We start from the raw sequence: 24,593 nt of genomic DNA on the forward strand, positions 1-24,593 counted from the left end.
ATTATTAGAGTAAACAAGGAAGTAAAAATATCTGTGAAAGGTATTGACCATGATTGATCAAGAATTAGTTGATTTATTAAAAGAGCGTTACCAGATTGTTTTTAAAAATTCCAATTTATTACAAGCAGCATTAACACATTCATCTTATGCTAACGAGCATCGAGAATTACATTTATCTGATTACGAACGTTTAGAATTTTTGGGTGATGCAGTTTTAGAATTAAACGTTTCAGAATATATTTATAAAAAGTTCGCCCAATTATCTGAGGGTCAATTAACCAAATTACGCGCTGATATTGTTTGCACTGCAAGTTTTTCTGAATTTTCACGCGAAGTAGGTTTCCCTAAATATATTCGGTTGGGTAATGGTGAGGAAAAAGCGGGTGCCCGCAATCGAGATACTTTGCTAGAAGATGTGTTTGAAGCTTTTAATGGGGCATTGTATCTTGATCAAGGTAATGAAGCAGTGGTTAAGTTCTTGCGTCAAACAGTGTATAATCACATTGATGCTGGGGAATTTAGTGATGAAAATGATTTCAAAACTGAATTACAAGAAGAGTTACAATCTCAAGGTGACGTCGTTATTGATTATTTAGTTATTGGTGAATCTACTATTGAAGATAATCCTTCTTTTACAGTACAACTAATAGTTAATGGGACACGATTGACTACTGGAACTGGGCACAGTAAAAAAGCAGCTGAACAGCAAGCAGCTCATCGGCAGCTACTAAAGTTACGCTTAGATAAGTAATTCGGTAAAATATAACCGGCGAAAGCTGGAACAAGAGGGATATTTTTGGCGTTAAAATCTTTACAAATCAGTGGCTTTAAATCATTTGCTGACTCAATAACAGTTCATTTTGATCAAGGCATTACTGGAATTGTTGGTCCAAATGGCAGTGGCAAGAGTAATTTGACAGAAGCGTTACGGTGGGTAATGGGAGAACAATCAGCCAAAAGCTTACGTGGCGGTAAAATGGAAGATATTATTTTTGCTGGTAGTGATAGTCGACCACCATTAAATCGAGCCGAAGTGATTTTAAAATTTGATAATCATGATCGTCAATTAAACATTGATCGCGACGAAGTCGAAATTCGACGTCGTCTTTTTCGTGGTGGAGAAAGTGAATGCCTCCTAAATAATCAAAAAGTCCGATTGAAGGATATTGTTGATTTATTTTTAGATTCAGGACTCGGTAAAAACTCTTTTTCTATTATTTCACAAGGTAATGTAGAAAAAATTTTTAATAGTAAACCTGTTGATCGCCGTTTTATTATTGAAGAACCAGCTGGTGTTGCTAGTTTTAAAATTAAAAAGCAACAAGCCCAACAACAATTACAGCAAACTGATGATAATTTGCAAAGAGTAAGTGATATTGTGCATGAATTATCTCATCAAGTGGAACCGTTAAAACGCCAGGCTAGTATTGCACATGACTACCAAGAACAAAAGCAGAAATATGATCGCTTAGAACAGTTGATTTTAGCAGATGAGATTCACACCTTAAACCAGCAAGAACAAAAATGGCAAACGCAAAAGCAAGAAGCTAAACACCAGTTAAATCAGATTAGTCAACAAGTTTCGCAATCAGATGAAAAAATTTCGAAATTGCAAAAATTAAATCAAGAATTGACGAGTGAAATTGATACTAAACAAACTGAGTTAACCAATCTTAGTCGTCAATTAGAAGTTCTAAATGGTCAACAAGCCTTAGCCAAGGAACGCTCAGGTTTTAATGAAACTAATCATGCCACTTTAGTTAGTCAACAAGCACAATTGCAGCAAAAATCACTTGAAGTAAAAGAAACTTTGCAACATCAGCAACAACAAAAACAAGACTTAGAGCAACAAGTCCAAGAGCTTAAGCAGGCAATAGCTAATATTCAAGCAGATTTTAATTTGGATCCACAACAAATTAATCAAAAAATTGCTGATTTGCAGGCAGATTATTTGGAAATGCTGCAACAGCAGACTTCCTTGCATAATCAACAAAATTATTTACACAATCAATTAAAACAATTACAGCAACAACAAGAAGAATATCACCAACAGCAATTATTATTAGAGCAGCAGCAACAAGAACTTGAGCACCAAATTAAGCAATTAGAACAAGATCAGCAGCAAGCGCAATTGCAATATCAGCAACAACAAAAGATTGATCAACAAGCACAGCATCAAAGGCAGCAAGCACAACAAGAATTGCAAAAAGTACAACAAAAATATAATCAATCTTTACAAATTTGGCAGCAGCATCAAGCTGAGTATCACTCTTTAAATAAAATTGTGCAGCAACATCAAGGTTTTTATCAAGGTGTGCGCGCAATTTTAAATCAAAAACAAGCATTGTCAGGAATTATTGGTGTTATAGCAGAATTAATAACGGTACCGGAAAAATATCAAATAGCTATTCAAAATGCGGTAGGTGCACAATTACAATCAATTGTGACAGAAAATGAGACTGATGCTCGGGATGCAATTAATTTTTTGCGGAAAAATCGTGCTGGGAGAGCTACTTTTCTTCCTCAGACAGTTATTAAGTCGCACAAAATAGCAAATAGTAGTATTCAAGATTTGCGACAAGCTTCCTATTTTATGGGAATAGCTAGTGATCTGATAACATATCAACAAAAATTAGCTAACATCATGGAAAATATCTTTGGTTCATTACTAGTTGTGACAGATATTGATGCGGCAATTAAGGCTAGTAATTTAACAGCTCATCGTTTTCGAATTGTAACGTTAAAGGGTGATATTATTAGTCCTGGTGGAGCGATGACGGGAGGCCAGTCGAAAAACAATATTGATTTATTATCCCAGAGAACAAAGGTTTCCAAGTTGGAACAATGGTTGCAACAAGCACAATCACAACTACAAGAACAGCAGCAAAATATCAAACAAAGACAAGAGCAAGAAAAAAAATTAACGGAACAAATCAAGCAAACTCATGAACAAAGTCGTTTGTTGGAATCTAAGATACAACATCTACAAAATAATTTACAATTAAAACAGCAAGCATATAAAAGTAATCAGCAGCAATTAACAGCACGCAAGTTTCAAATTAAGCAATTGCAAAAACAGATTCAAGATCTACAAGACCAAACACAAACCAATAAAAATAGTAATCAAATAATATCAGAAAAAATTGAGCAACAACAACAACAAGTCGCGCAAAATAAAGCTTTGTTGACTGATTTTGATGCACAAAAGCAAGTTTTCGAATCACGTTTGCATACTTATAAAACTCAATTAGCGTTAGCTGAAAACAATTTACAAAATCAACAACAGCAACAACAAGATTCCCAAGCGCAGCTTAGCCAGTTACAAAAACAAATTAAGCAAGTTGAAGCAAAATTACTCCAATTAAGTCAAGATAAGCAAGGATTATCACTTTCCACACAAGATATGCAACAAAAAATTAGTGAAAATCAAACTGCGATTGCTAAATTAAAAACTAGTTTAAAAGCTATTCAGCAACAGCGAAATCAGATTAATGAGCAGATGCAAAAATTACAGCAACAAGCAACGCGTTTATTTGATTTACAAAAAAATTGGACTGATCAACAAGAAGATATTGCTATTAATTTAACAAATGTTACCAATCAAATTAAGCAAAAATTGACCATTTTAGAGCAAGAATATCATTTATCATTTGAAGCGGCATATCAACGAATTTCCACAGATTGGCAGTTGACAGCTGCTCAAGAACAAGCAAAATTGTTAAAAAAAGGCATACAAGAATTAGGAGAGGTTAACTTAAGTTCCATAAAAGAGTATGATCAAGTCAAAGATCGTTATGAATTTTTGACCAAGCAGCAAAATGACTTATTACAGGCACGTCAACAATTACAAAATACAATGAAAGAAATGGATCAAGAAGTAGCCCAACGTTTTGAAAAAACATTTAATCAAATTGCGGCAACTTTTGAAGTGATTTTTCCTAAAATGTTTGGTGGTGGTCATGCACAATTAGTGCTGGATGATCCCTCAAATATGTTAGAAACAGGTATTGAAATAATTGCCCAACCACCAGGCAAAAAATTGCAGCGTTTAAGTCTTTTGTCGGGTGGTGAACGAGCGTTAACAGCAATTACTTTATTGTTTTCTATTTTGAAAGTGCGTCCAGTAGCGTTTTGCGTGTTAGATGAAGTTGAAGCATCACTAGATGATGCCAATGTGGAACGTTTCGCAAATTACTTGAATAAGTATGATGATCAAACTCAGTTTATTGTGATAACCCACCGTAAAGGAACTATGATGCATGTCAATCGTCTTTATGGTGTCTCTATGCAAGAATCAGGAATTTCTTCAATAATTACGGTAAAATTAGAACAACAGAAAGATGAGGCTTAAAAATGGGATTATTTGATATTTTTAAGAAGAAAAAAAACGTTGCTGAACGCAAAGAAACTGAAGAACAATCTAAAGAATCTTTGGATACCGAGCAAGAACAAAAATCATTAGACGAAAAAACAGAAAATCTTGATATAGATACTGAAAATAATGTTTCTGATGAGAGCTCAGCATCTAAGGATATTTCAACAACTACTATGGCAGATCCACAACCATCTTCTACACCCAAAACACCTGCCGAACCACAACCAACATCTGACAGTGCTGGTGTTAAAGAAGATAATGACATTGAAGTTGATGATACTGCGTCTGCTTCAGAAACTGAGCCAGTTGATGAGCAAGAAGAATATGATGCTGGTTTACAAAAAACGCGCCATAGTTTTCGGGATAAATTTAACGCTTTTATGGCCAATTTTCGTAGCGTAGATGAGGACTTTTTTGAAGATTTAGAAGACTTGTTAATTCAATCAGATGTTGGTTATGAAATGGCCTTGAAAATTTCTGATTCTTTACGAACTGAAGTCAAACTAAAAAATGTCAAATCACAAAAAGAAGTTTCGCATGTAATTGTAGAAAAAATGGCACAACTTTATCAAGAAGATGCTGCCGACCATGATTTTACTTTAAATGTTGATTCTCAACGACCATTAAATATCATTTTATTTGTGGGAGTTAATGGTGCTGGTAAAACTACAACAATTGGTAAATTAGCAGCCCAGTTTAAATCTCAGGGTCAAAAAGTGCTTTTAGCCGCTGGTGACACTTTCAGAGCGGGAGCGATTGAGCAACTGCAATCTTGGGGTGAACAAGTTGGTGTAACAACTGTTGCTAGTAAAGCTGGTGCTGATCCAGCAGCAGTAGTATTTGAAGCTATTCAAACTGCTAAAAAAGAACAATATGATATTTTATTAGTAGATACAGCAGGTCGGTTACAAAATAATACTAATTTGATGAAAGAACTAGAAAAAATTAAACGGATTATTACTCGTGAAGTTCCCGATGCTCCCCATGAAGTCTTGTTAGTAATTGATGCAACAACTGGTCAAAATGCTTTAAGCCAAGCCAAACAATTCGAAAAAACTACACAAGTAACAGGAATAGTTCTAACTAAATTAGATGGTTCTTCGCAGGGTGGTATTGTCTTGGCCATTAATGATGAATTGCATATTCCAGTAAAATTGGTAGGTTTAGGAGAAAAGGTTCAAGATTTACAAATTTTTGATCCACAAAAATTTGCTACCGGTCTCTTTAGTAACTTGTTGACGGAAGAATAGTTATGAGTGAGAATATTGAAAAAACTACACAAATTAATATGTTGTATGACTTTTATCAACCATTATTAACAACTAAACAAAATTTGTATATGCAGCTGTATTATGGTGATGATTATTCATTGGGAGAAATTGCCCAGTTACAACAAGTGAGCCGCCAAGCAGTTTATGATAATCTACAAAGAACTGTTAAAATTTTAACTAAGTATGAACAACAACTTCATTTATATCGCAATTTTTTGCGACGAGAAAAATTATTGCGTCAGTTACAAAAACAAGTAACACAAAAATACTCCGATGATGTAGACTTAATATCGGTAACCAATGAATTAATGAAGCTGGAATAGGAGAAAACAGAATGGCTTTTGAAGGATTAAGTGAACGACTCCAAAAAACTTTTTCTAAATTACGAGGCAAAGGCAAAGTTACAGAGGCCGATGTTCGTGAAATGATGCGTGAAGTCCGCTTGGCTTTATTGGAAGCGGATGTTAATTTTGATGTAACCAAGACTTTTATTAAAACTGTTCGTGAACGGGCGATTGGCAGTGAAGTTTTAGATAGCTTAACACCTGCCCAGCAAGTCATTAAAATTGTTAATGAAGAATTAACCAAGATTATGGGTTCTCAAGCAGTTTTACTTAATAAGGCAGATAAAATCCCAACGATTGTTATGATGGTCGGGCTTCAAGGTGCTGGTAAAACGACCTCCGCAGGGAAATTAGCCCGTTATCTTAAAGAAGAGCAAAAGGCACGTCCGCTCTTTATTGCTGCCGATGTTTATCGTCCCGCAGCAATTGAACAGTTAAAGACAATTGGACAGCAATTAGACGTTCCAGTTTATGATGAAGGTACTCAGCATAATCCTGTAGACATTGTTCAAAATGGACTGCAAAAAGCAGCTGATGATAAAAATGATTATGTCTTAATAGATACTGCTGGTCGTTTAGAAATTGATGATCAATTAATGGATGAATTGAGCCAGATTAAAGCGATTGCTCATCCCAATGAAATTTTATTAGTTGTTGATTCGATGACGGGTCAAGCTGCTACCCATGTTGCAGAAGGATTTAATGAACGCTTAGATATTACCGGTGTCATTTTAACTAAGTTAGATGGTGATACCCGTGGTGGTGCGGCACTTTCTATTCGTTCCGTAACCGGGAAACCAATTAAATTTATTGGTTCTGGTGAAAAGCTGGATGCCTTAGAAGTATTTCATCCTGATCGAATGGCTAATCGAATTTTGGGTATGGGCGATATGATGACTCTCATTGAAAAAGCCCAAAAAGATTACGATGAAAAGCAAGCCGAAGAATTAACCCGCAAAATGCAGGAAAATAATTTTGATTTTAATGATTTTGTTGATCAATTAGATCAAGTTCAAAAAATGGGGCCAATGGATGAAATCATGAAGATGATTCCAGGAATGGCTAATAATCCTGCCTTGCAAAATGTTAAAATGGATCCGCAAGATTTAGAACATTTGAAGGCCATTGTTTATTCTATGACTCCGCAAGAACGTCAAAATCCTGACTTGTTGAATCCTTCTCGGCGGCGGCGCTTGGCTTCAGGTGCTGGGCGGCCAGTTCAAGAAGTTAACCGAATGATTAAACAATTTAAGCAAATGCAAACCATGATGCAAAAGATGAGTAAAGGTAATTTTAACGGAATGGATCAAATGATGGGTGGCGGCTTACAAGGTAAAATCGGCAAAATGGCAATGGGCTCAATGGTTCGGCGTAATAAAAAACGTAAAAAGAAACGTTTAAAAAAGGTCAAAAGATTTAAATCATAACTGTAAAGAAAAAAAGCTTTACAGTAGCTTTGATTTTCAGTATAATTACTAACGTTAAGAAATTATTTGGAGGAATTTGATAATGGCAGTTAAAATTCGTATGCGTCGTATGGGAAGTAAGAAACGTCCATTTTACAGAATTGTTGTAGCAGACTCACGATCACCTCGTGATGGTCGTTTTATTCAAGAAATTGGATACTATAACCCATTACGCAAGGAACAATTTAAATTAGACGAAGCCGCAGCTTTAGATTGGTTGCAAAAGGGTGCACAACCTTCTGATACTGTACGTAACTTGTTATCTAAAAAAGGTATCATGAAACAACTTCATGAAGCTAAACTAGCAGCAAAGAATGCTAAATAGGCGTGTGTTAGAAGATGGCAACTAATATTACAGATTTTATTAAAGCAATCGTTTTGCCGTTAGCTGATAAGAAAGACCAAGTTGTAGTGACGACTGAAGAACAACCTGATTTTCTGGTTTATGATTTGCACGTAAGCTCAAAAGATGCAGGTCGAATTATTGGCAAACAAGGGCGAGTTGCACAAGCTATTCGCACAATCGTATATTCACAAAATCATGATACTACTAGAAAAATCAAGCTTAATATTATACCGGAAGCTGATAGTGAGTAATGAAGTTATTTTGTGAAAACTGTGCTATTGGCATGCATGTCAATATATTTTTTGTATAGGATATTATCAATAATAATGTCTGTGATTAATTGCCTCCATGAACGAAATCTCGTTTTTGGAGGCATATTTTATAAATTATTTTTATATTTTGGCCATTTGGAGGTTTAATGGAACAATTACAATATGTCCGTATTGGTCGGATTATTAATACACATGGGAATCGTGGTGAATTAAAGGTTGTAGCTACGACAGACTTTGCCCTAGAACGCTTTGCTGAACAAAATAAAGTTTTTATTAAGATGCACAATCAATATCAGCAATTTACTATTCAAAATGCTCGTATGCAACAAAAGTTTTGGTTACTTAAATTGACTAATATCGAGAGTATTAGTGAGGCCGAAGTCTACAAAAATTGTGATTTATATGCTGATACAACATCGATGCCAGAGTTAGAAGAGGGCCAATATTTTTATAAGGATATTATGGGAATTAATGTTAAAGATGTAAACCACGGTTTTTTAGGATCAGTCACTGATATTATGAGTTTAGGACCAAATGATGTCTGGACAGTTCAAGATAAACATGGTCGTGAAATTTTAATTCCAATTTTGAAGTCGACATTAGTTGAAGTAAATTTGACAACACAGTTGGCAACAGTTGACTTGCCAGAAGGGTTAATTGATGAAGATTGATATATTAACGCTTTTTCCTAAAATGTTTCAAGCCCTCGATGAATCATTACTGGGAAAAGCCCAAGCCAAGGAGCTCTTAAATATTAATATTTGTGATTTTCGTCAATATTCCACTGATAAACACCATCATGTTGATGATACTCCTTATGGTGGCGGCGCGGGGATGCTTTTAGAACCTCAACCAATTTATCGAGCAATGGATGCAATTAATGAAGCTGATCCGAATTTTAAACGTGTAATTCTCATGGATCCGGCAGGGCAGCGTTTTGATCAAAGCATTGCGCAAAATCTTGCGCAGGAACAACATCTAGTATTTATTTGTGGTCATTATGAAGGTTTTGATGCCCGAATAGAGAAGTTAGCTACTGATCGTCTGTCAATTGGTGATTTTGTCATTACTGGCGGAGAAATGGCAGCAATGATGATGATTGATGCGTTGGCTCGATTTGTACCGGGAGTTTTAGGTAATCAAGATTCAGCATATTCGGATTCTTTTAGTGCAGGTTTATTGGAATATCCGCAATACACCCGTCCAGCAGAATATCGTGGGATGAAAGTGCCCGAGGTATTACTCAGTGGTAATCATCAAAAGATTGCACAATGGCGACATCAAGAATCATTAAAGAAGACTTATCAATTTCGGCCAGACTTAATAAAGCAAGCTGACTTGTCAACTGCCGATCGGCAATTTTTAGCAGATTTACAACAAGATGATAATTAACTTTACAATTTTGATAATTATGTTAGTATATAATTTGTGTGTTTACACAATACAACGATATTCCGCTGTAATGTTTAGATTTACATGAGTATCAGTAAGGGAGAAATTTTTATGAGTAAGAGTCCATTGATTGACCAAGTTACTAAGTCACAATTACGTGATGATATTCCTGATTTCCGTGCTGGCGATACAGTTCGTGTTCATGCTAAAGTCGTTGAAGGTAGTCGCGAACGTATTCAGCTTTTTGAAGGTGTTGTTATTAGACGTCGGGGTTCAGGTATTAGTGCTACTTATACAGTACGTAAAATTAGTAGTGGTGTGGGTGTAGAAAGAACTTTCCCATTACATTCACCACGAGTATCTAAGATTGAAGTAATTCGTCATGGTCGCGTTCGTCGTGCCAAACTATATTACTTACGTTCATTACGAGGTAAGGCTGCTCGTATTCCTGAAAAGCGTCGTAATTAATTTAGTAAGTAATAAAAACACTTCTCGAGTGAGAAGTGTTTTTTTATTAATTATATAAAAATAATCATAATTAGAAAATGTGCTGGCGATATAAGCCGACAACTTTACCTAAAATAGTTGCTGTTTGTAAAATAATAGGATCAAATTCGTCATTTTCAGGTTGTAATCGAATATGATCACTTTCTTGATAAAATCTTTTACAAGTAGCTTCATTGTCACTATTCATTGCAATCACAATTTCGCCATTTTCGGCGGTATTTTGTTGATGCACAATTACTTGATCACCATTTAAAATTCCGGCATTAATCATGCTGCTACCCTGAATTGTGAGCATGAATAACTGTCCATCTATTGATTGCAAATCTGGAGGTAATGGAAAAAAGTCAGTGGCATTTTGTTGAATGGCCAAAATGGGTTCACCAGCAGTGACTATTCCTAAAACGGGAATTTGTGCTTGCTGAACATTAATAGCGGCTAAGCCAGTATTAGTTATTTCCAAAGCACGAGGTTTTGTAGGGTTTCGCTGTAAGAAGCCATGATTTTGCAAGCGAGATAAGTAACCGTGAACGGTTGAAGTTGAAGATAATCCAACTTCTTCACAAATTTCACGAACAGTTGGTGGATATCCACGACTCTTAACATAATCATAAATGCATTGTAAAATATCTTTTTGTTTAGAACTGATTGTTTGACCCATCGTTACACTCCTAGTATCTTTATTATTAGAGTACCATATGCATTAAGCAGTTTCAAACATATGTTCGTAAAATTAAGGGGAATTATCAATGGTCGAATTGAATGAAAATAAACGACAAGCAGAATTAATTAATAGAATTAATATTTTAGCTCATAAACAGAAGCAATCCGGTTTAGATCCTGAGGAAAAACAAGAACAGGCAACGTTAAGAAAAGAATATTTGGCTAATTTTCGCAAGGGATTTAAAGACCAAATTTTGCATACAAAGTTATATGATAAAAAGGGGCATGAGATTACCCCAGAAAAAGTGCATAAAATTCAAAAAAATAATGGCTGGAGACAAGATTAATTTTGCTAAAATAACAAAAATCTTATAAACTAGAAGAGTATCTATATATTGAAGGTGGAGTGGAAATGGCTATTACAATTACTGTTGGAATTGTTATGTTAATTATTGGATTAATTGGAGGATTTTTCGGTGCTCGAGCTTATATGAAACACTATTTACAAGAAAATCCACCTATTTCAGCTGATATGATGCGCCAAATGATGGCGCAAATGGGGCAAAAACCTTCGCAAAAGAAATTAAATCAAATGATGCAACTCATGAAGAATCAAGCGAAGAAATAATTAAACTCAATCAGACTGAGAAAAGTAGCGGAAGCTGCTTTTTTTGTTATTATAATTTGTTAAAAATCTTACTAAGGTAATGCTAAATCTTTTTTGGGAGGTGTATGGAGTGGAGATTTTTCAAAAATTAAGTTGGTTTTTTCATAAACAAAAACGACGTTATTTTATAGGAATTATTTTTTTGGCTTTAACAGCAGTGACTAATTTAATTATTCCTAGAACAATTGGACAATTTGCTGATTGGACCAATCAACATCAATTAACACAAAAACATATCTTGATTGCCCTGGCTGCGATTTTAATAGCGGGCATTGGGCAATATTTGTTTCGCTACGGTTGGCGAAATCAAATTTGGGGTGGAGCGGCCGATTTAGAACAACAGTTGCGTAGTCAGCTATTTTGGCACTATTTAAATATGGATGAAATGTTTTTTAAACGGCATCGTGTAGGTGATTTAATGGCTCGTTCCACCAACGATATCTCTGCTGTACAAAATGTTGCCGGTGTAGGCATTTTGACTTTGGCGGATTCAATTATTACGGGCGGAATGACGATTGTTGCAATGGTTTTATTTGTTGATTGGAAGCTAACGCTCGTTGCCATTTTGCCATTACCGTTATTAGCAGTTATGGCTTGGTATTTAGGGGCAAAATTACATTCTCGTTTTTCTCAATCACAGGCAGCTTTTTCCCAATTAAGCAATAAAACACAAGAAAGTATGACAGGTATTAAGGTAATAAAGACTTTTGGTCAAGAAAAAGAAGATATTGCTGATTTTAATCAACAAGTAGCGTACACGATTGATATTAATCGCAAAGTAAATCTGATTGATGCTATGTTTGATCCATTAACTGGATTAATTATTGGTCTCACTTTTGTAATTACTATCCTTTATGGTTCTCATCTAATTATTGGACATATTATTAGTATTGGACAATTAATTTCATTTGTGGGATATATTAACGCGTTAATTTGGCCGATGTTTGCGATTGGCCGACTTTTTAATGTTTTGGAACGAGGAAATGCAAGTTATGATCGTATTCAAAGTATTTTACAAGAGCAATCTTTAATTACAGAAAATTCACAAGGCTTAACTAAGGTTCAACGAGGAGAGTTACAGTTTAAGATACAATCTTTTTCTTATCCGGATGGACAAACAACTGTTTTAACTAACATACACTTTGAACTGAATCCTGGAAAAACTTTAGGAATAGTAGGTCGTGTGGGAGCCGGTAAAAGTACTATTATTAAGTTAATTTTGAGACGATTTGATAGTTATCGGGGCAAAATAATCTTAGATAATCATGATATTCGCGATTATTCTTTAAATGCTTTATTATCCAATATTGGTTACGTTCCCCAAAATAGTTTTTTGTTTTCTACTACAGTAAAAAATAATATTCGCTTTGCAGACTATGATAGTGAAGACAAAAAAGTACAGCAAGCTGCCCAAGAAGGCGCTATCGATGAAGATATTCAAAATTTCAATCAAGGATATCAAACTTTAGTAGGTGAACGTGGGATTTCATTGTCTGGTGGGCAAAAACAACGTGTATCAATTGCACGGGCTTTGTTAACAGCTCCTAAAATTTTAATTTTAGATGATTCTACTTCTGCAGTAGATGCTAAAACTGAAGTAGAAATTAACCAAAATATGCGACGTTTAGGCAATGACCAGCAGTCTCGCATTATTATTACACAGCGATTGCGTAGTGTAATGGATGCAGATGAAATTTTAGTTTTAGAAAACGGACAAATCATTCAACGAGGAACTCATCAAAAATTATTGCAAAGTTCTGGTTGGTATCAAGATATGTGGAAACGTCAGCAAATGAATTACTAATTTTGTAGAAAGAAGGTTACTATGGAATCTTCCAATAAATATCGTAGTATTGCGACTAAAGAACAATTTAAAATTGTTCGACGAATTTTAAAAGTGGCTGCTAAATATTGGCCTTCCTTTTTAGTTGCAGTCATTGCAGTGATTGTCCAATCGACCATGAATATTTTGTTGCCACGATTTCTGCAATACTATATGGACCATTATTTGGTCCGAACAACTCTAGCAGAAAAGATTATTTTATTTAGCGCCGTGATTTATTTATTTGGTGTTATTATTCGGAGTTTTGGCCAGTTTTTTACTACGTTTTCTTTTAATATGGGCAGTGAATATATGCTAGAAGATATGCGGCGGTCCTTATTTTCTAAATTACATCATTTAGGTATGAGTTACTTTGATCGGACACCAGCAGGTTCCATCGTTTCACGAGTTAATAACGATACAATGTCTTTGTCAGATTTTATGCAGGTTTTTTTGTCAGCTTTAGTGGGGATTTTTTCAATAATTTCAGCTTTGATTGCCATGTGGCTGACAGATAAGTGGGCAGCTGTGGCAGTTTTAGCCTTTTTGCCATTATTGATTTTCTCAATTTGGGTTTATAACAAATACAGTTCGAGTGCTTACCGTTACATGCGTCAGAAATTAAGTGAAATTAATACTAGGATTAGTGAAACAATTCAGGGGATTGACATTATTCAAAATTTTCGGCAGCAACGAAGAATTCAGCAAGAATTTGAACATACTAATCACGAATATTTGTATGCGCGAAGATCAATGATTAAAATTAATTCTTTATTGTTATCGCCCATTGTTAATTTACTCTATACTTTGGCATTAATTGCGGCAATGTATATTTTAGGATGGCATGCTCATATTGGCTTTGTTCAAGCCGGGATGATTTATGCATTTACAACCTATGTAAGCCAATTTTTTAATCCTATAACTAATATGATGGATACTTTATCCTTTTTTCAAGATGGTGTGGTGGCCGGTTCTAGAACTTTTCATATTTTAGATAGTCAAGAATATGGTCCCCAGCAAAATAAGGATGCACATGGACAAATTACGAAGGGGGCAATTGAATTTCAGCATGTGAGTTTTGCTTATCCTAATGGTCCAGAAGTTCTGCATGATGTTAGTTTTAAAGTTAATCCAGGTGAGAGTTTGGGAATTGTTGGTCATACTGGCAGTGGTAAAAGCACAATGATTAATATTTTATTGCGTTTTTATGAATTTCAAAAAGGACGAATTTTGATTGATGGTCAAGATATTCGTAATCTATCAATTAATGAAATTCGACAAAAAATTGGTTTGGTATTACAAGATTCATATTTGTTTTATGGAGATATTAACTTTAATATTCGCTTATACAATCAAAACATTACAGACGAGCAGATTAAGGCTGCCGCTCAATTAGTTCATGCAGATGAATTTATTGAACAATTGCCACAAAAATATCAGACTCCAGTGACACCTGGTGGTAATGGATTATCAGCTGGACAAAAGCAATTAATATCTTTTGCCCGAACAATAGTAACAGAACCTTCAATTTTGGTGTTGGATGAAGCAACTGCAAGTATTGACACCGAAACGGAGGATTTAATTCAAAGTGGCTTAGATCAATTGCGTCAAGGTCGAACTTCGGTTGCCATTGCACACCGACTTTCAACTATTAAAAATTCCACCAATATCTTAGTTTTAGATAATGGACGTGTTGTAGAATATGGTAATCATCAACAACTGCTAGATAAAAAAGGTTACTATTATGAATTGTATCGTCTTCAAGAACAAGAAACTTTTTAACAAATAAAAACTCATAAATATTTGCTCTTGATTAAGCAAAATATTTATGAGTTTTATGCATCAATGTTTACGTTTGGCTGGAACATAATGAAAATTAGGATCAATTGAATAATCAATTTGTTGCCAGGCAGTTTGCATTTGTTGGTTAACTGCTTCAATATTTTCATCATTAATTTTTAGTTTACGATCAATATTGATAGGTTTACCGAATTTGACTGTGCTGCGCTGGCGTAATAAAAATTTGCCAAATGTTAAAGGACCTTGATAAACTACAGGAACTAAAGGCTTTTTAGATAACTTAGCAATCAAGACTGCTCCTCCCTTTAAGTCACTGGAAAAACGTGTTCCTGAAGGAAACATAATTAAACTCAGGTTGCGCGCAGTAAGATCACGAACAGGGGTCTTAATTACTGAAGGACCGGGATTTTTGCGATCTACAGGAAAGGCATTAGCGTGTTTTAAGATAAAACTTAAAATGGGATTTTTGAAAAGTTCTTTTTTAGCCATGAAAGCACAAGGTAATGGACTGACTGCTAAAGCAAATAAAATTGGTTCCCACCAAGTGCGGTGAGGGGCAACCATAATAAAGGATTCATCTTTAGGCAAGTTATCTAGGCCTTCAAAGTGTGTATTACCATTTATTAAAGCCACAATTACACGTACAATCGGTACTAATATTTGATAAAACATTAAATCAACCTCATTTCAATCTTTAATTATTATATCAAAGTTAGGAAGGTAATAAATGACAAAAACCTTAGAACAAGTTCCTGGATTTTCAGTTAGTATTTTCCAGGATACCCAACTTTTTAGGAGCTCTATTGATTCTGTGCTGTTAGCACATTGGGTTCATCTGAAAACTCAACAGCAATTAGTTGATTTGTGTAGTGGCAGTGGCATAATTGGCTTATGCTTAGCACAAAAATTTCAAGTCACAACGCATCTATTTGAGATTCAAGAATCCTTGGCCAAATTAGCACAAGAATCAATTAATTATAATCATTTAGACGCTAAAGTCCAACAAATAAATACTAATATTAATAAAGTTTTAGATTATCTAACCCATGATAGTGTAGATGTCATTACTTGTAATCCGCCATATTTTTCTGCACGTGCACATTTTAAATTAAGCAAATCGACTTCACAAAATATTGCTCGGCATGAATTATACTTTGATCAAGAATTATTAGGACAAACAGCTAGTAGTTTGTTGAAAGATAATGGCAGTTTGTATTTAGTCTATCGACCTGATCGTTTATTAGAGCTGAGTCAAGTATTACAAAAATACCATTTACCGATTAAAGAACTATTATTTATCCATCCACATCAGCAAGATTTGGCCAATTTAGTTCTGATTAAATGTCGTAAAAGTATGCGCACCAATGGTTTAAAAGTTTGGCCGGATTTAATATTGTATAATGAAGATGCAACTTATACTAACCAATTACGGGAATTTGTTCATGGATAAATCACAATCTTATTCTGTTTATATTGTACATTGTGCTGATGGTACTTATTATACAGGTATCTCTAATGACGTACCGGCCAGAATTCATGCCCACAATTTGGGCAAGGGTGCCAAATATACCAAAATGCGACGACCAGTTCAATTAGTTTATCAAAAATTAATTGGTGATCGTTCTGCAGCCTCAAAAAGGGAGTGGGAGATTAAGCATTATACTCGGGCGCAAAAAATAAAACTATTTCATTTAAAGTCTTGATTATTGTGAGCAATTACAGTAAAATTTTTAATGGCATTAAATACACACGTTAATTTTGATTTTGCGGGTGCGCTTTATTTATTAAGTGTGACAATTTTGTAGATTAACGGCGGAAAAAACCAATGGAGGAATTTAATATGTCTGTATTATCAATGAAACAATTATTAGAAGCAGGTGTGCATTTTGGCCACCAAACACGGCGCTGGAACCCTAAAATGAAGCCTTATATCTTCACACAGCGTAATGGTATTTATATTATTGATTTACAAAAAACAGTTCACATGATTGATGATGCTTATAATTTTGTGAAAGATGTTGCTGCTGACGATGGTGTGTTCTTGTTTGTTGGTACAAAGAAGCAAGCACAAGACTCTATTGCTGAAGAAGCAACTCGTGCTGGTCAATACTATGTTAACCATCGCTGGTTAGGTGGAACTTTAACTAACTGGGATACTATTCAAAGCCGGATTAAACGCTTAAAGCAAATCAAGAAAATGGCTGAAGATGGCACATTTGAACGTTTGCCAAAGAAAGAAGTTGCTTTGTTAATGAAGCAACAACAAAAATTAGAAAAATTCTTAGGCGGCATTGAAGATATGCCACGGATTCCCGATGTAATGTTCATCGTAGATCCACATAAAGAAAGTATTGCTGTTAAAGAAGCTCATAAATTAAATATTCCAATCGTTGCAATGGTTGATACCAATACTGATCCTGATGATATTGATGTTATCATTCCTGCTAACGATGATGCTATTCGTGCTGTTCGCTTAATTACTGCTAAAATGGCCGATGCAATTATTGAAGGTCATCAAGGTGAAGAAACTGATGATGTGCAAGAACAAGTTGCACCAGCTAGCGATTCTGAAGCTAAAGCTGATATTGAGCAAGTTGTTGAAGCTGATGCTGAACAAAACGCTGCTGATTCAGAAAACAAATAATTAATTCAATAAAACTGTCTTGTTGACGATAGACTCAAGATGGTTTTTATTATGTAATACCAATAGCCAGGAGGAAAGTTAAATGACCAAAATTACTGCTGCTCAAGTCAAAGAATTACGTGATAAAACTAGTGTAGGAATGATGGATGCTAAAAAGGCTTTAGTTGCTGCTGATGGTGATATGCAAAAAGCCATTGATGAATTACGCGAAAAGGGTGTAGCTAAAGCAGCTAAGAAGAGTGATCGAATTGCTGCTGAAGGTTTAGCTGCAGTTAAAGTTGTTGACAACCACGCTGTATTATTAGAAGTTAATTCTGAAACTGATTTTGTAGCTTCTAATGATAAGTTTACTAATTTGGTATCTGCTATTGCAACCGCCATTGTTGAAAATAGCCCTAAAGACTTAGCTGCGGCTATGGAGCTTACAACCGCAGATGGCGAAACTGTGGATGCTGCAATTACTAATTTAACTGCAGTTATTGGTGAAAAGATTACATTGCGTCGTTTTAAAGTTGTTGAAAAAACAGACAGTCAAGTATTTGGTTCTTATTTGCATAATGGTGGTAAAGTAGCTGCTTTAGTTGTATTAGATGGTGCAGATGAAGCTGCTGCTCATGATGTGGCTATGCATGTTGCTGCTATTAATCCTGAATATTTGAATCGCGATGAAGTACCAAGCGATGTAATTGAACATGAACGTCAAATCTTTACTGAAGAAACAATTAATGAAGGTAAACCAGAAAAAATTGTACCTAAAATTGTTGAAGGACGTTTGAACAAATATCTTTCTGAAATTAGTTTAGCAGACCAAGATTTTGTAAAAGATCCTGATCAAACTGTTGCTAAATTCGTTGCTTCTAAAGGTGGCAAATTAGTTTCTTTCGATCGTTACCAAGTTGGTGAAGGAATTGAAAAGAAACAAGAAAACTTTGTTGACGAAGTTATGGGTCAAATTAAATAAAAAGCGCATAGCGCTTTTTTTTTGGACTTAATTAACGTTTAAGCAGCGATTATGGTAAAATAATTAAAAGAAATTGAAGGAGCTTATAAATGACTGTTAAATATCAACGTGTTGTCTTAAAATTAAGTGGTGAAGCTCTAGCAGGTGAAAAGGGTTTTGGTATTAATCCTCCCGTAATTGGTGCTATTGCTAAGCAAATAAAAAAAGTTCATAGTTTGGGCGTCCAAATTTCTATTGTCTGTGGTGGTGGCAATATTTGGCGTGGTGAAACAGGCGCTGAAATGGGAATGGAACGTTCACAAGCTGATTATATTGGCATGTTAGCTACTGTGATGAATGCTTTAGCCTTACAGGATGGTTTAGAGAATGTTGGTGTTCCTACCAGAGTGCAAACTTCAATTGAAATGCGCCAAATTGCAGAACCTTATATTCGCCGTCGGGCTATTCGGCATTTAGAAAAAAATCGGGTAGTTATTTTTGCGGCTGGTACAGGCAGTCCTTATTTTTCGACAGATACCACATCCGTTTTACGGGCAGCTGAAATTGATGCAGATGTCATTTTAATGGCTAAAAATGGTGTGGATGGTGTTTACTCGGCAGATCCTCAAAGTGACCCCACCGCAACTAAATATGATAACTTAACACAACTAGATATTATCAATAATAATCTTGGAGTGATGGACTCTACTGCTAGTTCTCTATCAATGGATAATGATATCCCACTAGTAGTATTTAATCTTAATGAACCGGATAATATTTTGCGAGTTATTCAAGGTGAACAGATTGGAACAACAATTCAAGGGGGAAAAAATAGTGACTAATGCAATTATTGAAGATGCAAAATCACATATGAAAAAAAGTGAAGAGGCTTTACAGCGCGATTTAGGTAAGATTCGTGCAGGCAGGGCTAATGCTAGTATTCTTAATGGAATAACGGTTGAATATTACGGTGCTGAATTACCAATTAACCAAGTTGCTTCTATTAGTATTCCAGAAGCTCGTGTGATATTAATCACACCTTTTGATAAAACAGCATTGAAAGACATTGAAAAAGCACTTTTGAAGTCTGATATTGGAATTAATCCAGCTAACGATGGTAGTGTTATTCGGTTAGTAATTCCGCAATTAACTGGTGAAAGACGCCAAGAATTAGCAAAAGAAGTTGGAAAAATTTCTGAAATGGCAAAAGTTAGCATTCGTAACTTACGCCGCGAAGCAATTGATAAGTTGAAAAAGCAACAAAAGAATAGTGAAATCACAGATGATGAATTCTATGATTTAGAAAAACAGGTCCAAAAGGTAACTGATAATAGCATTAAAAATATCGAGAATATTTCTGCTAAGAAGTCGCAAGAGTTGGTAGAAGGCTAATTTATTTTGACATAATTGGCGATAAAGATTAATATTTTCAAGTGAAGGGACTGAATTGACGATTGTCATAGTCCCTTTATATATTTATTAAAATTATTTGGGAGTTAATATGGTCAAGCTAAAATTACCAAAGCATGTAGCGATAATTATGGATGGCAACGGCCGCTGGGCTAAACAACGTAATTTACCGCGTATTGCTGGACATCAGGCTGGAATGAATAATTTGCAAACAATTGCAACAGCTGCTAGTAATCTCGGAATTGAAGCCTTGACAGTGTATGCTTTTTCAACTGAAAATTGGAGACGTCCGACAAATGAAGTTAATTTTTTAATGCGGTTACCAATCGATTTTTTTGATAAATTTATGCCTGATTTAATGAAAAATAATGTTCGAATAATGATTACAGGTTTTTTGGAACAGTTACCAGCTAAAACTTTGGCTGTTTGTCAACGAGCTATTGAGCAAACAGCCAATAATGATGGAATGATTTTAAATTTTGCATTTAATTATGGTGCACAAAGCGATATTATTAATGCGATGAAATTATTCTATCAAGATGTTGAATCTAATTCTAGAAACATTGCTGATTTAAATGAAGATGTTTTTTCTGGTTATTTAAAGAGTGCGCAATTGGGCAAATTACAAAATCCTGATTTTTTAATCCGCACAAGTGGTGAACAACGTTTGTCAAATTTTTATTTGTGGGAATTGGCTTATTCAGAAATGATTTTTGTGGATGAATATTGGCCTGATTATTCTGTTAGCAATTTGGAACGGGATCTGAAGAAGTATAGCCAGCGTGATCGGCGTTATGGTGGCTTAAATGAAAAGAATAAATGAGGTAAAATATTGAAAAAAAGAGTAATTACAGCTATTGTGGCTTTAGCAATTTTTATTCCAATTATTATTGCTGGTGGAGTATGGATTGATATTACTGCTTCTGTTTTAGCAATTGTAGGACTATCAGAAATTTATATAATGCGCAAGCGAATCATTGTTTCGTTGGATTTTTTTATTGGTGCTATTGGGGTATTACTGTTATCACTTCCAGAAAATGCTTTAAGATGGTTGCCAAGTGATTTTTCTCGCTTTGATTTAGCCTATGTTTTTGTTGCGCTACTCTTAGTCTTAATGGTCTTTACTAAAAACAATTATAACTTTGAAGATGCTGGAACAACTATTTTATCAATGTTTTATATTGGCAATGGATTTCATTATTTAGCTGCTATTCGCAATTCGGATTCTGGCGGACTATCCTTGTTATTATTTGGCATGATTATTGTTTGGGTAACTGATAGTGGTGCTTACTTAGTTGGGCGTAAACTGGGAAAACATAAATTATATCCAGCAATTAGTCCCAATAAAACTTGGGAGGGCTCAATTGGCGGAGTTTTAGCTGCCATTATATTTGCGTTGATTTATATGATTGGCTTTAATCAATTTCGTAATATTACAACTATGAGTCAAAGTGTTCCAATGTTAATTATATTAACGATTATTCTTTCGGTAGCTGGGCAGATTGGTGATTTAGTGGAATCAGCTTATAAACGTTTTTATGGCGTCAAAGATTCTGGTAAAATTTTGCCAGGACATGGCGGAATTTTGGACCGTTTTGATAGTATGCTTTTCGTTTTGCCGTTAATCCACGCCCTTGGTTTTATTTAAGACAAACTTTGGAGGTAGATTTTTGATAGCCATAATTACATTTATTATTGTTTTCGGGTTGATTGTTATTGTCCATGAATTTGGTCATTATTATTTGGCCAAGAAATCTGGTATTTTAGTGCGTCAATTTTCCATCGGTATGGGTCCCAAATTAGTTTCTTATACCAAAAATCATACTCTTTACACTATTCGATTATTACCCCTAGGTGGGTATGTCATGCTTGCAGGTGCAGAAGATGACGATGAAGAATTAAAGCCGGGGACTATTATCGGTTTAAAGCTTAATGCTGATGAGCAAGTCATTAAAATTGATAATTCACAACAAACTAATGATGCTGATTTAATTCCATTACAAGTTTCCCAAAGTGATTTACAAAAAGATCTCTATATCGAAGGCTATATTAGTGGCGATGAGCAGACTTTACACCGATATGCAGTTCATCATGATGCTACTATTGTTGATGAAACAGGAACTGAAATGCAAATTGCACCACAAGATGTACAATTTAATTCAGCTAGTTTATTGAATCGCTTTTTAACTAACTTTGCTGGGCCTTTTAATAATTTGATATTTGGAATTATTGTTTATATTATTAGTGCCTTTTTGATCGGTGGTCCCTTAAGTTCTGGCAACAAATTAGGCGAAATTCAACCCAATTCGCCCGCTGCTGCTGTTCATTTACAAGCGGGAGATCAAATTACCCGAGTAGGCAATCAAAAAGTCAATAACTGGGAACAATTAGCTCAAGAAATTGCTAAAAGACCTAAAAAAGCAACACCTTTAACTGTTCAGAAGGCCAATCATAAGATTGTACAAGTGACAGTTCATCCTAAATCAGTGAAAAATGGTAAAGAAGTTATTGGACAAATTGGGATTATGCCTCAACGAGACCATCGGTTTGGTCCTACTTTGAAATCTGGTTTTGTTTCCGCCTTTAGTTCAATGGGGATAATTTTTAATGCTTTGAAGCAGATGGTTACTGGTGGCTTTAATATTAATCAATTAGGTGGTCCAGTGGCTATATATTCCCAAACTTCACAGGTAGCAGCTATGGGATATAAGCAGGTTATTGTATTTATTGCGTGGTTGTCTATTAATTTAGGAATTATGAATTTATTACCCATACCAGCTTTAGATGGTGGTAAATTATTGCTTAATATCATTGAAGCTATTCGGCGGAAGCCGGTTTCCCAAAAGACAGAAATAATTATTAATTTAATTGGTGTAGCATTTTTAGTTATGCTTATGGTTGCTGTCACTTGGAATGATATTACAAGATTTTTTATTAAATAAAGATAGGTTTTGAGGAGGAGTTTTGAGATGAAACAATCGCAAGTCATGATCCCGACACTGAAGGAAGTCCCGAGTGATGCTGAAGCTGTGAGTCATCAATTAATGTTAAGGGCAGGATTTATTCGCCAAATTTCTGCAGGAGTGTATGCTTATTTACCACTAGCTTTACGGGTATTACAAAATATTGAACGCATTGTCCGCGAAGAAATGGAAAAGATAGATGCTGTGGAAACATTAATGCCGGCTATATTACCAGCTGAATTATGGCAGCAAAGTGGGCGTTATGCTACTTATGGTGATAATTTATTTAAATTAAAAGATCGCCATCAGCGTGATTTTATTTTAGGACCGACACATGAAGAAACCATGACTTATTTAATTAAAGATGTCTTGAATTCTTATAAGACCATGCCTAAAGTGTTGTATCAAATTCAAACTAAATATCGTGATGAAGATCGGCCACGTTATGGCTTATTACGCGGACGCGAGTTTATCATGTATGATGGTTATTCATTTACCTCCAATACAGATGATTTAGATAAAATATTTGATCAAATGGAACAAGCTTATCGCAAAATTTATGATCGCTGTGGTCTTGATTACCGGGTTATTTTAGGTGATTCAGGTGACATGGGTGGCAATGGTTCTAAAGAATTTTCAGCCATTGCGGAAATTGGTGAAGATACAATTGTTTATTCAGATATGAGTGATTATGCTGCCAATATTGAAATGGCTACCAGTATTATCGCAGATAATCCTACTGAAAAATTTGCACCTCTACAGTCAATTTCAACACCAGGAGTAACAGCAATCGACTCTTTGGTTGAACAATTGCAAGTTGAACCTCAACGAATTATCAAAAGTGTTGCTTTGATAATAGATGAGAAACCAGTTATGGCTTTAATTAGAGGCGATTACGATGTTAATGAAGTCAAACTGAAGAATGTTTTACACGCTGATGATATTCGACCAGCTACTGATGAAGAAATTTCACAAATTTTCAAGAGTACTCCTGGATTCATGGGTCCTGTTAATTTATCATCTGATATTTCTATAATTGCAGATTTATCTGTTCGCAATTTATGTAACGCTATCAGTGGAGCTAATCAACAGGACACACACTTAGAAAATGTCAATTTTGAACGTGACTATCAAGTAGAGCAATTTTCAGATATCAGAACAGTAAAAATGGGAGAACTATCACCCGATAATAAAGGAACATTACAATTTACACGTGGCATTGAAATTGGTCATGTTTTCAAATTAGGAACTAAATATTCACAAAGTTTTCAAGCTGACTTTTTAGATGAAAATGGTCATCCACAACCAATTATTATGGGATGCTATGGAATTGGTATTAGCCGATTATTGTCCGCAATTGTTGAACAACACAACGACCAAGATGGAATGATCTGGCCTTTAGAATTAGCCCCATATCAAGCTCATATTATTATTGTTAATACTAAAAAACAAGAACAAAAAGACTTAGCGGCAGCGGTAGAACAAACATTAACTCATCATGGTTTTTCCGTTCTAGTTGATGATCGTAAACAACGTCCGGGAGTAAAGTTTGCTGAATCTGATTTATTTGGTATCCCTGTACGTATTATAATTGGTAAAAAAGCTGCTGACGATATTGTTGAAGTGAAGTTGCGTAACCAAGATGAGGCTATTGAAGTTTCACAAACTGATTTAGTCGATACAATTAATATTTTGTTAAAAAATTATATGTAAT

26 protein-coding genes are annotated in these 24,593 nt (G+C 35.0%); 24 read left to right on the forward strand and 2 right to left on the reverse strand.

Translation table 11 applies throughout. The annotated features are described in order from the left end of the window. Positions 1-49 precede the first annotated feature (49 nt). The 10 genes from rnc to rplS all read left to right on the forward strand — a co-directional run bounded on the left by rnc (position 50) and on the right by rplS (position 9,934). Positions 50-751 (forward strand): ribonuclease III, encoded by a 702-nt coding sequence (rnc, locus tag DS830_RS02240; RefSeq protein ID WP_118908074.1) that lies wholly within the window; start codon positions 50-52, stop codon positions 749-751. Between the two features lie 45 nt (positions 752-796). Beyond that, positions 797-4,351: a chromosome segregation protein SMC gene (gene smc / locus DS830_RS02245; RefSeq protein ID WP_162887478.1), complete on the forward strand. Its 3,555-nt coding sequence runs from the start codon at positions 797-799 to the stop codon at positions 4,349-4,351. 2 nt (positions 4,352-4,353) lie between these two features. Then, complete coding sequence (ftsY, locus tag DS830_RS02250; protein WP_118908076.1) at positions 4,354-5,625, forward strand: signal recognition particle-docking protein FtsY; 1,272 nt, start codon at positions 4,354-4,356, stop codon at positions 5,623-5,625. Positions 5,626-5,627: 2 nt separating this feature from the next. Then, complete coding sequence (locus DS830_RS02255; protein ID WP_118908077.1) at positions 5,628-5,969, forward strand: putative DNA-binding protein; 342 nt, start codon at positions 5,628-5,630, stop codon at positions 5,967-5,969. A gap of 11 nt (positions 5,970-5,980) precedes the next feature. Then, positions 5,981-7,417 (forward strand): signal recognition particle protein, encoded by a 1,437-nt coding sequence (gene ffh / locus DS830_RS02260; protein ID WP_118908078.1) that lies wholly within the window; start codon positions 5,981-5,983, stop codon positions 7,415-7,417. A gap of 82 nt (positions 7,418-7,499) precedes the next feature. Next, the gene (gene rpsP / locus DS830_RS02265) at positions 7,500-7,781 is read left to right on the forward strand and encodes a 30S ribosomal protein S16 (protein ID WP_118901223.1); all 282 of its coding nucleotides are present in this window, start codon (positions 7,500-7,502) and stop codon (positions 7,779-7,781) included. A gap of 14 nt (positions 7,782-7,795) precedes the next feature. After that, positions 7,796-8,053 carry a KH domain-containing protein gene (locus DS830_RS02270; protein WP_118908079.1) on the forward strand — a complete coding sequence of 86 codons (258 nt, stop codon included), beginning with the start codon at positions 7,796-7,798 and terminating at the stop codon, positions 8,051-8,053. Positions 8,054-8,220: 167 nt separating this feature from the next. Then, entirely contained in the window at positions 8,221-8,745 is a 525-nt protein-coding gene (gene rimM, locus DS830_RS02275; RefSeq protein WP_118908080.1) for a ribosome maturation factor RimM, read from the forward strand. Next, the gene (gene trmD, locus DS830_RS02280; protein ID WP_118908081.1) at positions 8,735-9,466 is read left to right on the forward strand and encodes a tRNA (guanosine(37)-N1)-methyltransferase TrmD; all 732 of its coding nucleotides are present in this window, start codon (positions 8,735-8,737) and stop codon (positions 9,464-9,466) included. Before rimM ends, trmD begins: the two co-directional genes overlap by 11 nt. A gap of 111 nt (positions 9,467-9,577) precedes the next feature. After that, entirely contained in the window at positions 9,578-9,934 is a 357-nt protein-coding gene (rplS, locus tag DS830_RS02285; RefSeq protein WP_118901234.1) for a 50S ribosomal protein L19, read from the forward strand. A 70-nt stretch (positions 9,935-10,004) separates the two neighbouring features. Here rplS and lexA read toward each other — a convergent pair whose 3' ends face one another. Beyond that, positions 10,005-10,631 carry a transcriptional repressor LexA gene (gene lexA / locus DS830_RS02290; RefSeq protein WP_118908082.1) on the reverse strand — a complete coding sequence of 209 codons (627 nt, stop codon included), beginning with the start codon at positions 10,629-10,631 and terminating at the stop codon, positions 10,005-10,007. 88 nt (positions 10,632-10,719) lie between these two features. Between lexA and DS830_RS02295 the strand changes: the two genes are divergently transcribed. The 4 genes from DS830_RS02295 (at position 10,720) to DS830_RS02310 (ending at position 14,904) form a co-directional block, all read left to right on the forward strand. Further along, positions 10,720-10,980, forward strand: a complete 261-nt coding sequence (locus DS830_RS02295) for a DUF896 domain-containing protein (protein ID WP_118901239.1) — start codon at positions 10,720-10,722, stop codon at positions 10,978-10,980. A gap of 65 nt (positions 10,981-11,045) precedes the next feature. Next, complete coding sequence (locus tag DS830_RS02300; RefSeq protein WP_045922513.1) at positions 11,046-11,261, forward strand: YneF family protein; 216 nt, start codon at positions 11,046-11,048, stop codon at positions 11,259-11,261. A 109-nt stretch (positions 11,262-11,370) separates the two neighbouring features. Then, positions 11,371-13,104 carry an ABC transporter ATP-binding protein gene (locus DS830_RS02305; protein ID WP_118908083.1) on the forward strand — a complete coding sequence of 578 codons (1,734 nt, stop codon included), beginning with the start codon at positions 11,371-11,373 and terminating at the stop codon, positions 13,102-13,104. A 21-nt stretch (positions 13,105-13,125) separates the two neighbouring features. Beyond that, positions 13,126-14,904 carry an ABC transporter ATP-binding protein gene (locus tag DS830_RS02310; protein WP_118908084.1) on the forward strand — a complete coding sequence of 593 codons (1,779 nt, stop codon included), beginning with the start codon at positions 13,126-13,128 and terminating at the stop codon, positions 14,902-14,904. 60 nt (positions 14,905-14,964) lie between these two features. On the opposite strand, the gene DS830_RS02315 is transcribed toward DS830_RS02310, so the two are convergent. Next, on the reverse strand, positions 14,965-15,594 hold the full coding sequence (locus tag DS830_RS02315; RefSeq protein WP_118908085.1) for a lysophospholipid acyltransferase family protein: 630 nt from the start codon (positions 15,592-15,594) through the stop codon (positions 14,965-14,967). A gap of 55 nt (positions 15,595-15,649) precedes the next feature. On the opposite strand from DS830_RS02315, the gene DS830_RS02320 reads away from it, so the two are divergent. From DS830_RS02320 to DS830_RS02365, 10 genes are all read left to right on the forward strand, one after another. Continuing rightward, the gene (locus tag DS830_RS02320) at positions 15,650-16,372 is read left to right on the forward strand and encodes a tRNA1(Val) (adenine(37)-N6)-methyltransferase (RefSeq protein ID WP_118901250.1); all 723 of its coding nucleotides are present in this window, start codon (positions 15,650-15,652) and stop codon (positions 16,370-16,372) included. After that, positions 16,365-16,625: a GIY-YIG nuclease family protein gene (locus DS830_RS02325; protein ID WP_118908086.1), complete on the forward strand. Its 261-nt coding sequence runs from the start codon at positions 16,365-16,367 to the stop codon at positions 16,623-16,625. Before DS830_RS02320 ends, DS830_RS02325 begins: the two co-directional genes overlap by 8 nt. A 137-nt stretch (positions 16,626-16,762) precedes the next feature. Continuing rightward, positions 16,763-17,566 (forward strand): 30S ribosomal protein S2, encoded by an 804-nt coding sequence (gene rpsB / locus DS830_RS02330; RefSeq protein ID WP_118901256.1) that lies wholly within the window; start codon positions 16,763-16,765, stop codon positions 17,564-17,566. Between the two features lie 82 nt (positions 17,567-17,648). Then, positions 17,649-18,527 carry a translation elongation factor Ts gene (tsf, locus tag DS830_RS02335; RefSeq protein WP_118908087.1) on the forward strand — a complete coding sequence of 293 codons (879 nt, stop codon included), beginning with the start codon at positions 17,649-17,651 and terminating at the stop codon, positions 18,525-18,527. Between the two features lie 89 nt (positions 18,528-18,616). Further along, positions 18,617-19,348 carry a UMP kinase gene (gene pyrH, locus DS830_RS02340; RefSeq protein WP_118901260.1) on the forward strand — a complete coding sequence of 244 codons (732 nt, stop codon included), beginning with the start codon at positions 18,617-18,619 and terminating at the stop codon, positions 19,346-19,348. Further along, positions 19,341-19,898 (forward strand): ribosome recycling factor, encoded by a 558-nt coding sequence (gene frr / locus DS830_RS02345; protein WP_118901263.1) that lies wholly within the window; start codon positions 19,341-19,343, stop codon positions 19,896-19,898. The genes pyrH and frr overlap by 8 nt, the downstream gene beginning before the upstream one ends. 109 nt (positions 19,899-20,007) lie before the next feature. Continuing rightward, positions 20,008-20,739, forward strand: a complete 732-nt coding sequence (locus tag DS830_RS02350) for an isoprenyl transferase (protein ID WP_118908088.1) — start codon at positions 20,008-20,010, stop codon at positions 20,737-20,739. 9 nt (positions 20,740-20,748) lie between these two features. After that, positions 20,749-21,564 (forward strand): phosphatidate cytidylyltransferase, encoded by an 816-nt coding sequence (locus DS830_RS02355; RefSeq protein WP_118901268.1) that lies wholly within the window; start codon positions 20,749-20,751, stop codon positions 21,562-21,564. A 22-nt stretch (positions 21,565-21,586) separates the two neighbouring features. Beyond that, the gene (gene rseP / locus DS830_RS02360) at positions 21,587-22,858 is read left to right on the forward strand and encodes an RIP metalloprotease RseP (RefSeq protein WP_118908089.1); all 1,272 of its coding nucleotides are present in this window, start codon (positions 21,587-21,589) and stop codon (positions 22,856-22,858) included. 27 nt (positions 22,859-22,885) lie between these two features. Beyond that, on the forward strand, positions 22,886-24,592 hold the full coding sequence (locus DS830_RS02365; RefSeq protein ID WP_118908090.1) for a proline--tRNA ligase: 1,707 nt from the start codon (positions 22,886-22,888) through the stop codon (positions 24,590-24,592). Position 24,593 lies beyond the last annotated feature (1 nt).

The organism is Bombilactobacillus bombi, from assembly GCF_003522965.1.
Taxonomy (GTDB): Bacteria; Bacillota; Bacilli; order Lactobacillales; family Lactobacillaceae; genus Bombilactobacillus; species Bombilactobacillus bombi.

Excerpts from the sequence above, each read along its gene's own strand:
- rpsP (WP_118901223.1), top strand. The coding sequence starts at position 7,500 with ATGGCAGTTAAAATTCGTATGCGTCGTATGGGAAGTAAGAAACGTCCA.
- rimM (WP_118908080.1), top strand. The coding sequence starts at position 8,221 with ATGGAACAATTACAATATGTCCGTATTGGTCGGATTATTAATACACAT.
- DS830_RS02295 (WP_118901239.1), top strand. The coding sequence starts at position 10,720 with ATGGTCGAATTGAATGAAAATAAACGACAAGCAGAATTAATTAATAGA.
- trmD (WP_118908081.1), top strand. The coding sequence starts at position 8,735 with ATGAAGATTGATATATTAACGCTTTTTCCTAAAATGTTTCAAGCCCTC.
- ftsY (WP_118908076.1), top strand. The coding sequence starts at position 4,354 with ATGGGATTATTTGATATTTTTAAGAAGAAAAAAAACGTTGCTGAACGC.
- rnc (WP_118908074.1), top strand. The coding sequence starts at position 50 with ATGATTGATCAAGAATTAGTTGATTTATTAAAAGAGCGTTACCAGATT.
- DS830_RS02315 (WP_118908085.1), bottom strand. The coding sequence starts at position 15,594 with ATGTTTTATCAAATATTAGTACCGATTGTACGTGTAATTGTGGCTTTA.
- DS830_RS02255 (WP_118908077.1), top strand. The coding sequence starts at position 5,628 with ATGAGTGAGAATATTGAAAAAACTACACAAATTAATATGTTGTATGAC.
- DS830_RS02365 (WP_118908090.1), top strand. The coding sequence starts at position 22,886 with ATGAAACAATCGCAAGTCATGATCCCGACACTGAAGGAAGTCCCGAGT.
- rpsB (WP_118901256.1), top strand. The coding sequence starts at position 16,763 with ATGTCTGTATTATCAATGAAACAATTATTAGAAGCAGGTGTGCATTTT.
- pyrH (WP_118901260.1), top strand. The coding sequence starts at position 18,617 with ATGACTGTTAAATATCAACGTGTTGTCTTAAAATTAAGTGGTGAAGCT.
- rplS (WP_118901234.1), top strand. The coding sequence starts at position 9,578 with ATGAGTAAGAGTCCATTGATTGACCAAGTTACTAAGTCACAATTACGT.
- DS830_RS02350 (WP_118908088.1), top strand. The coding sequence starts at position 20,008 with ATGGTCAAGCTAAAATTACCAAAGCATGTAGCGATAATTATGGATGGC.
- lexA (WP_118908082.1), bottom strand. The coding sequence starts at position 10,631 with ATGGGTCAAACAATCAGTTCTAAACAAAAAGATATTTTACAATGCATT.
- DS830_RS02300 (WP_045922513.1), top strand. The coding sequence starts at position 11,046 with ATGGCTATTACAATTACTGTTGGAATTGTTATGTTAATTATTGGATTA.
- DS830_RS02310 (WP_118908084.1), top strand. The coding sequence starts at position 13,126 with ATGGAATCTTCCAATAAATATCGTAGTATTGCGACTAAAGAACAATTT.
- DS830_RS02270 (WP_118908079.1), top strand. The coding sequence starts at position 7,796 with ATGGCAACTAATATTACAGATTTTATTAAAGCAATCGTTTTGCCGTTA.
- DS830_RS02325 (WP_118908086.1), top strand. The coding sequence starts at position 16,365 with ATGGATAAATCACAATCTTATTCTGTTTATATTGTACATTGTGCTGAT.
- DS830_RS02320 (WP_118901250.1), top strand. The coding sequence starts at position 15,650 with ATGACAAAAACCTTAGAACAAGTTCCTGGATTTTCAGTTAGTATTTTC.
- tsf (WP_118908087.1), top strand. The coding sequence starts at position 17,649 with ATGACCAAAATTACTGCTGCTCAAGTCAAAGAATTACGTGATAAAACT.
- ffh (WP_118908078.1), top strand. The coding sequence starts at position 5,981 with ATGGCTTTTGAAGGATTAAGTGAACGACTCCAAAAAACTTTTTCTAAA.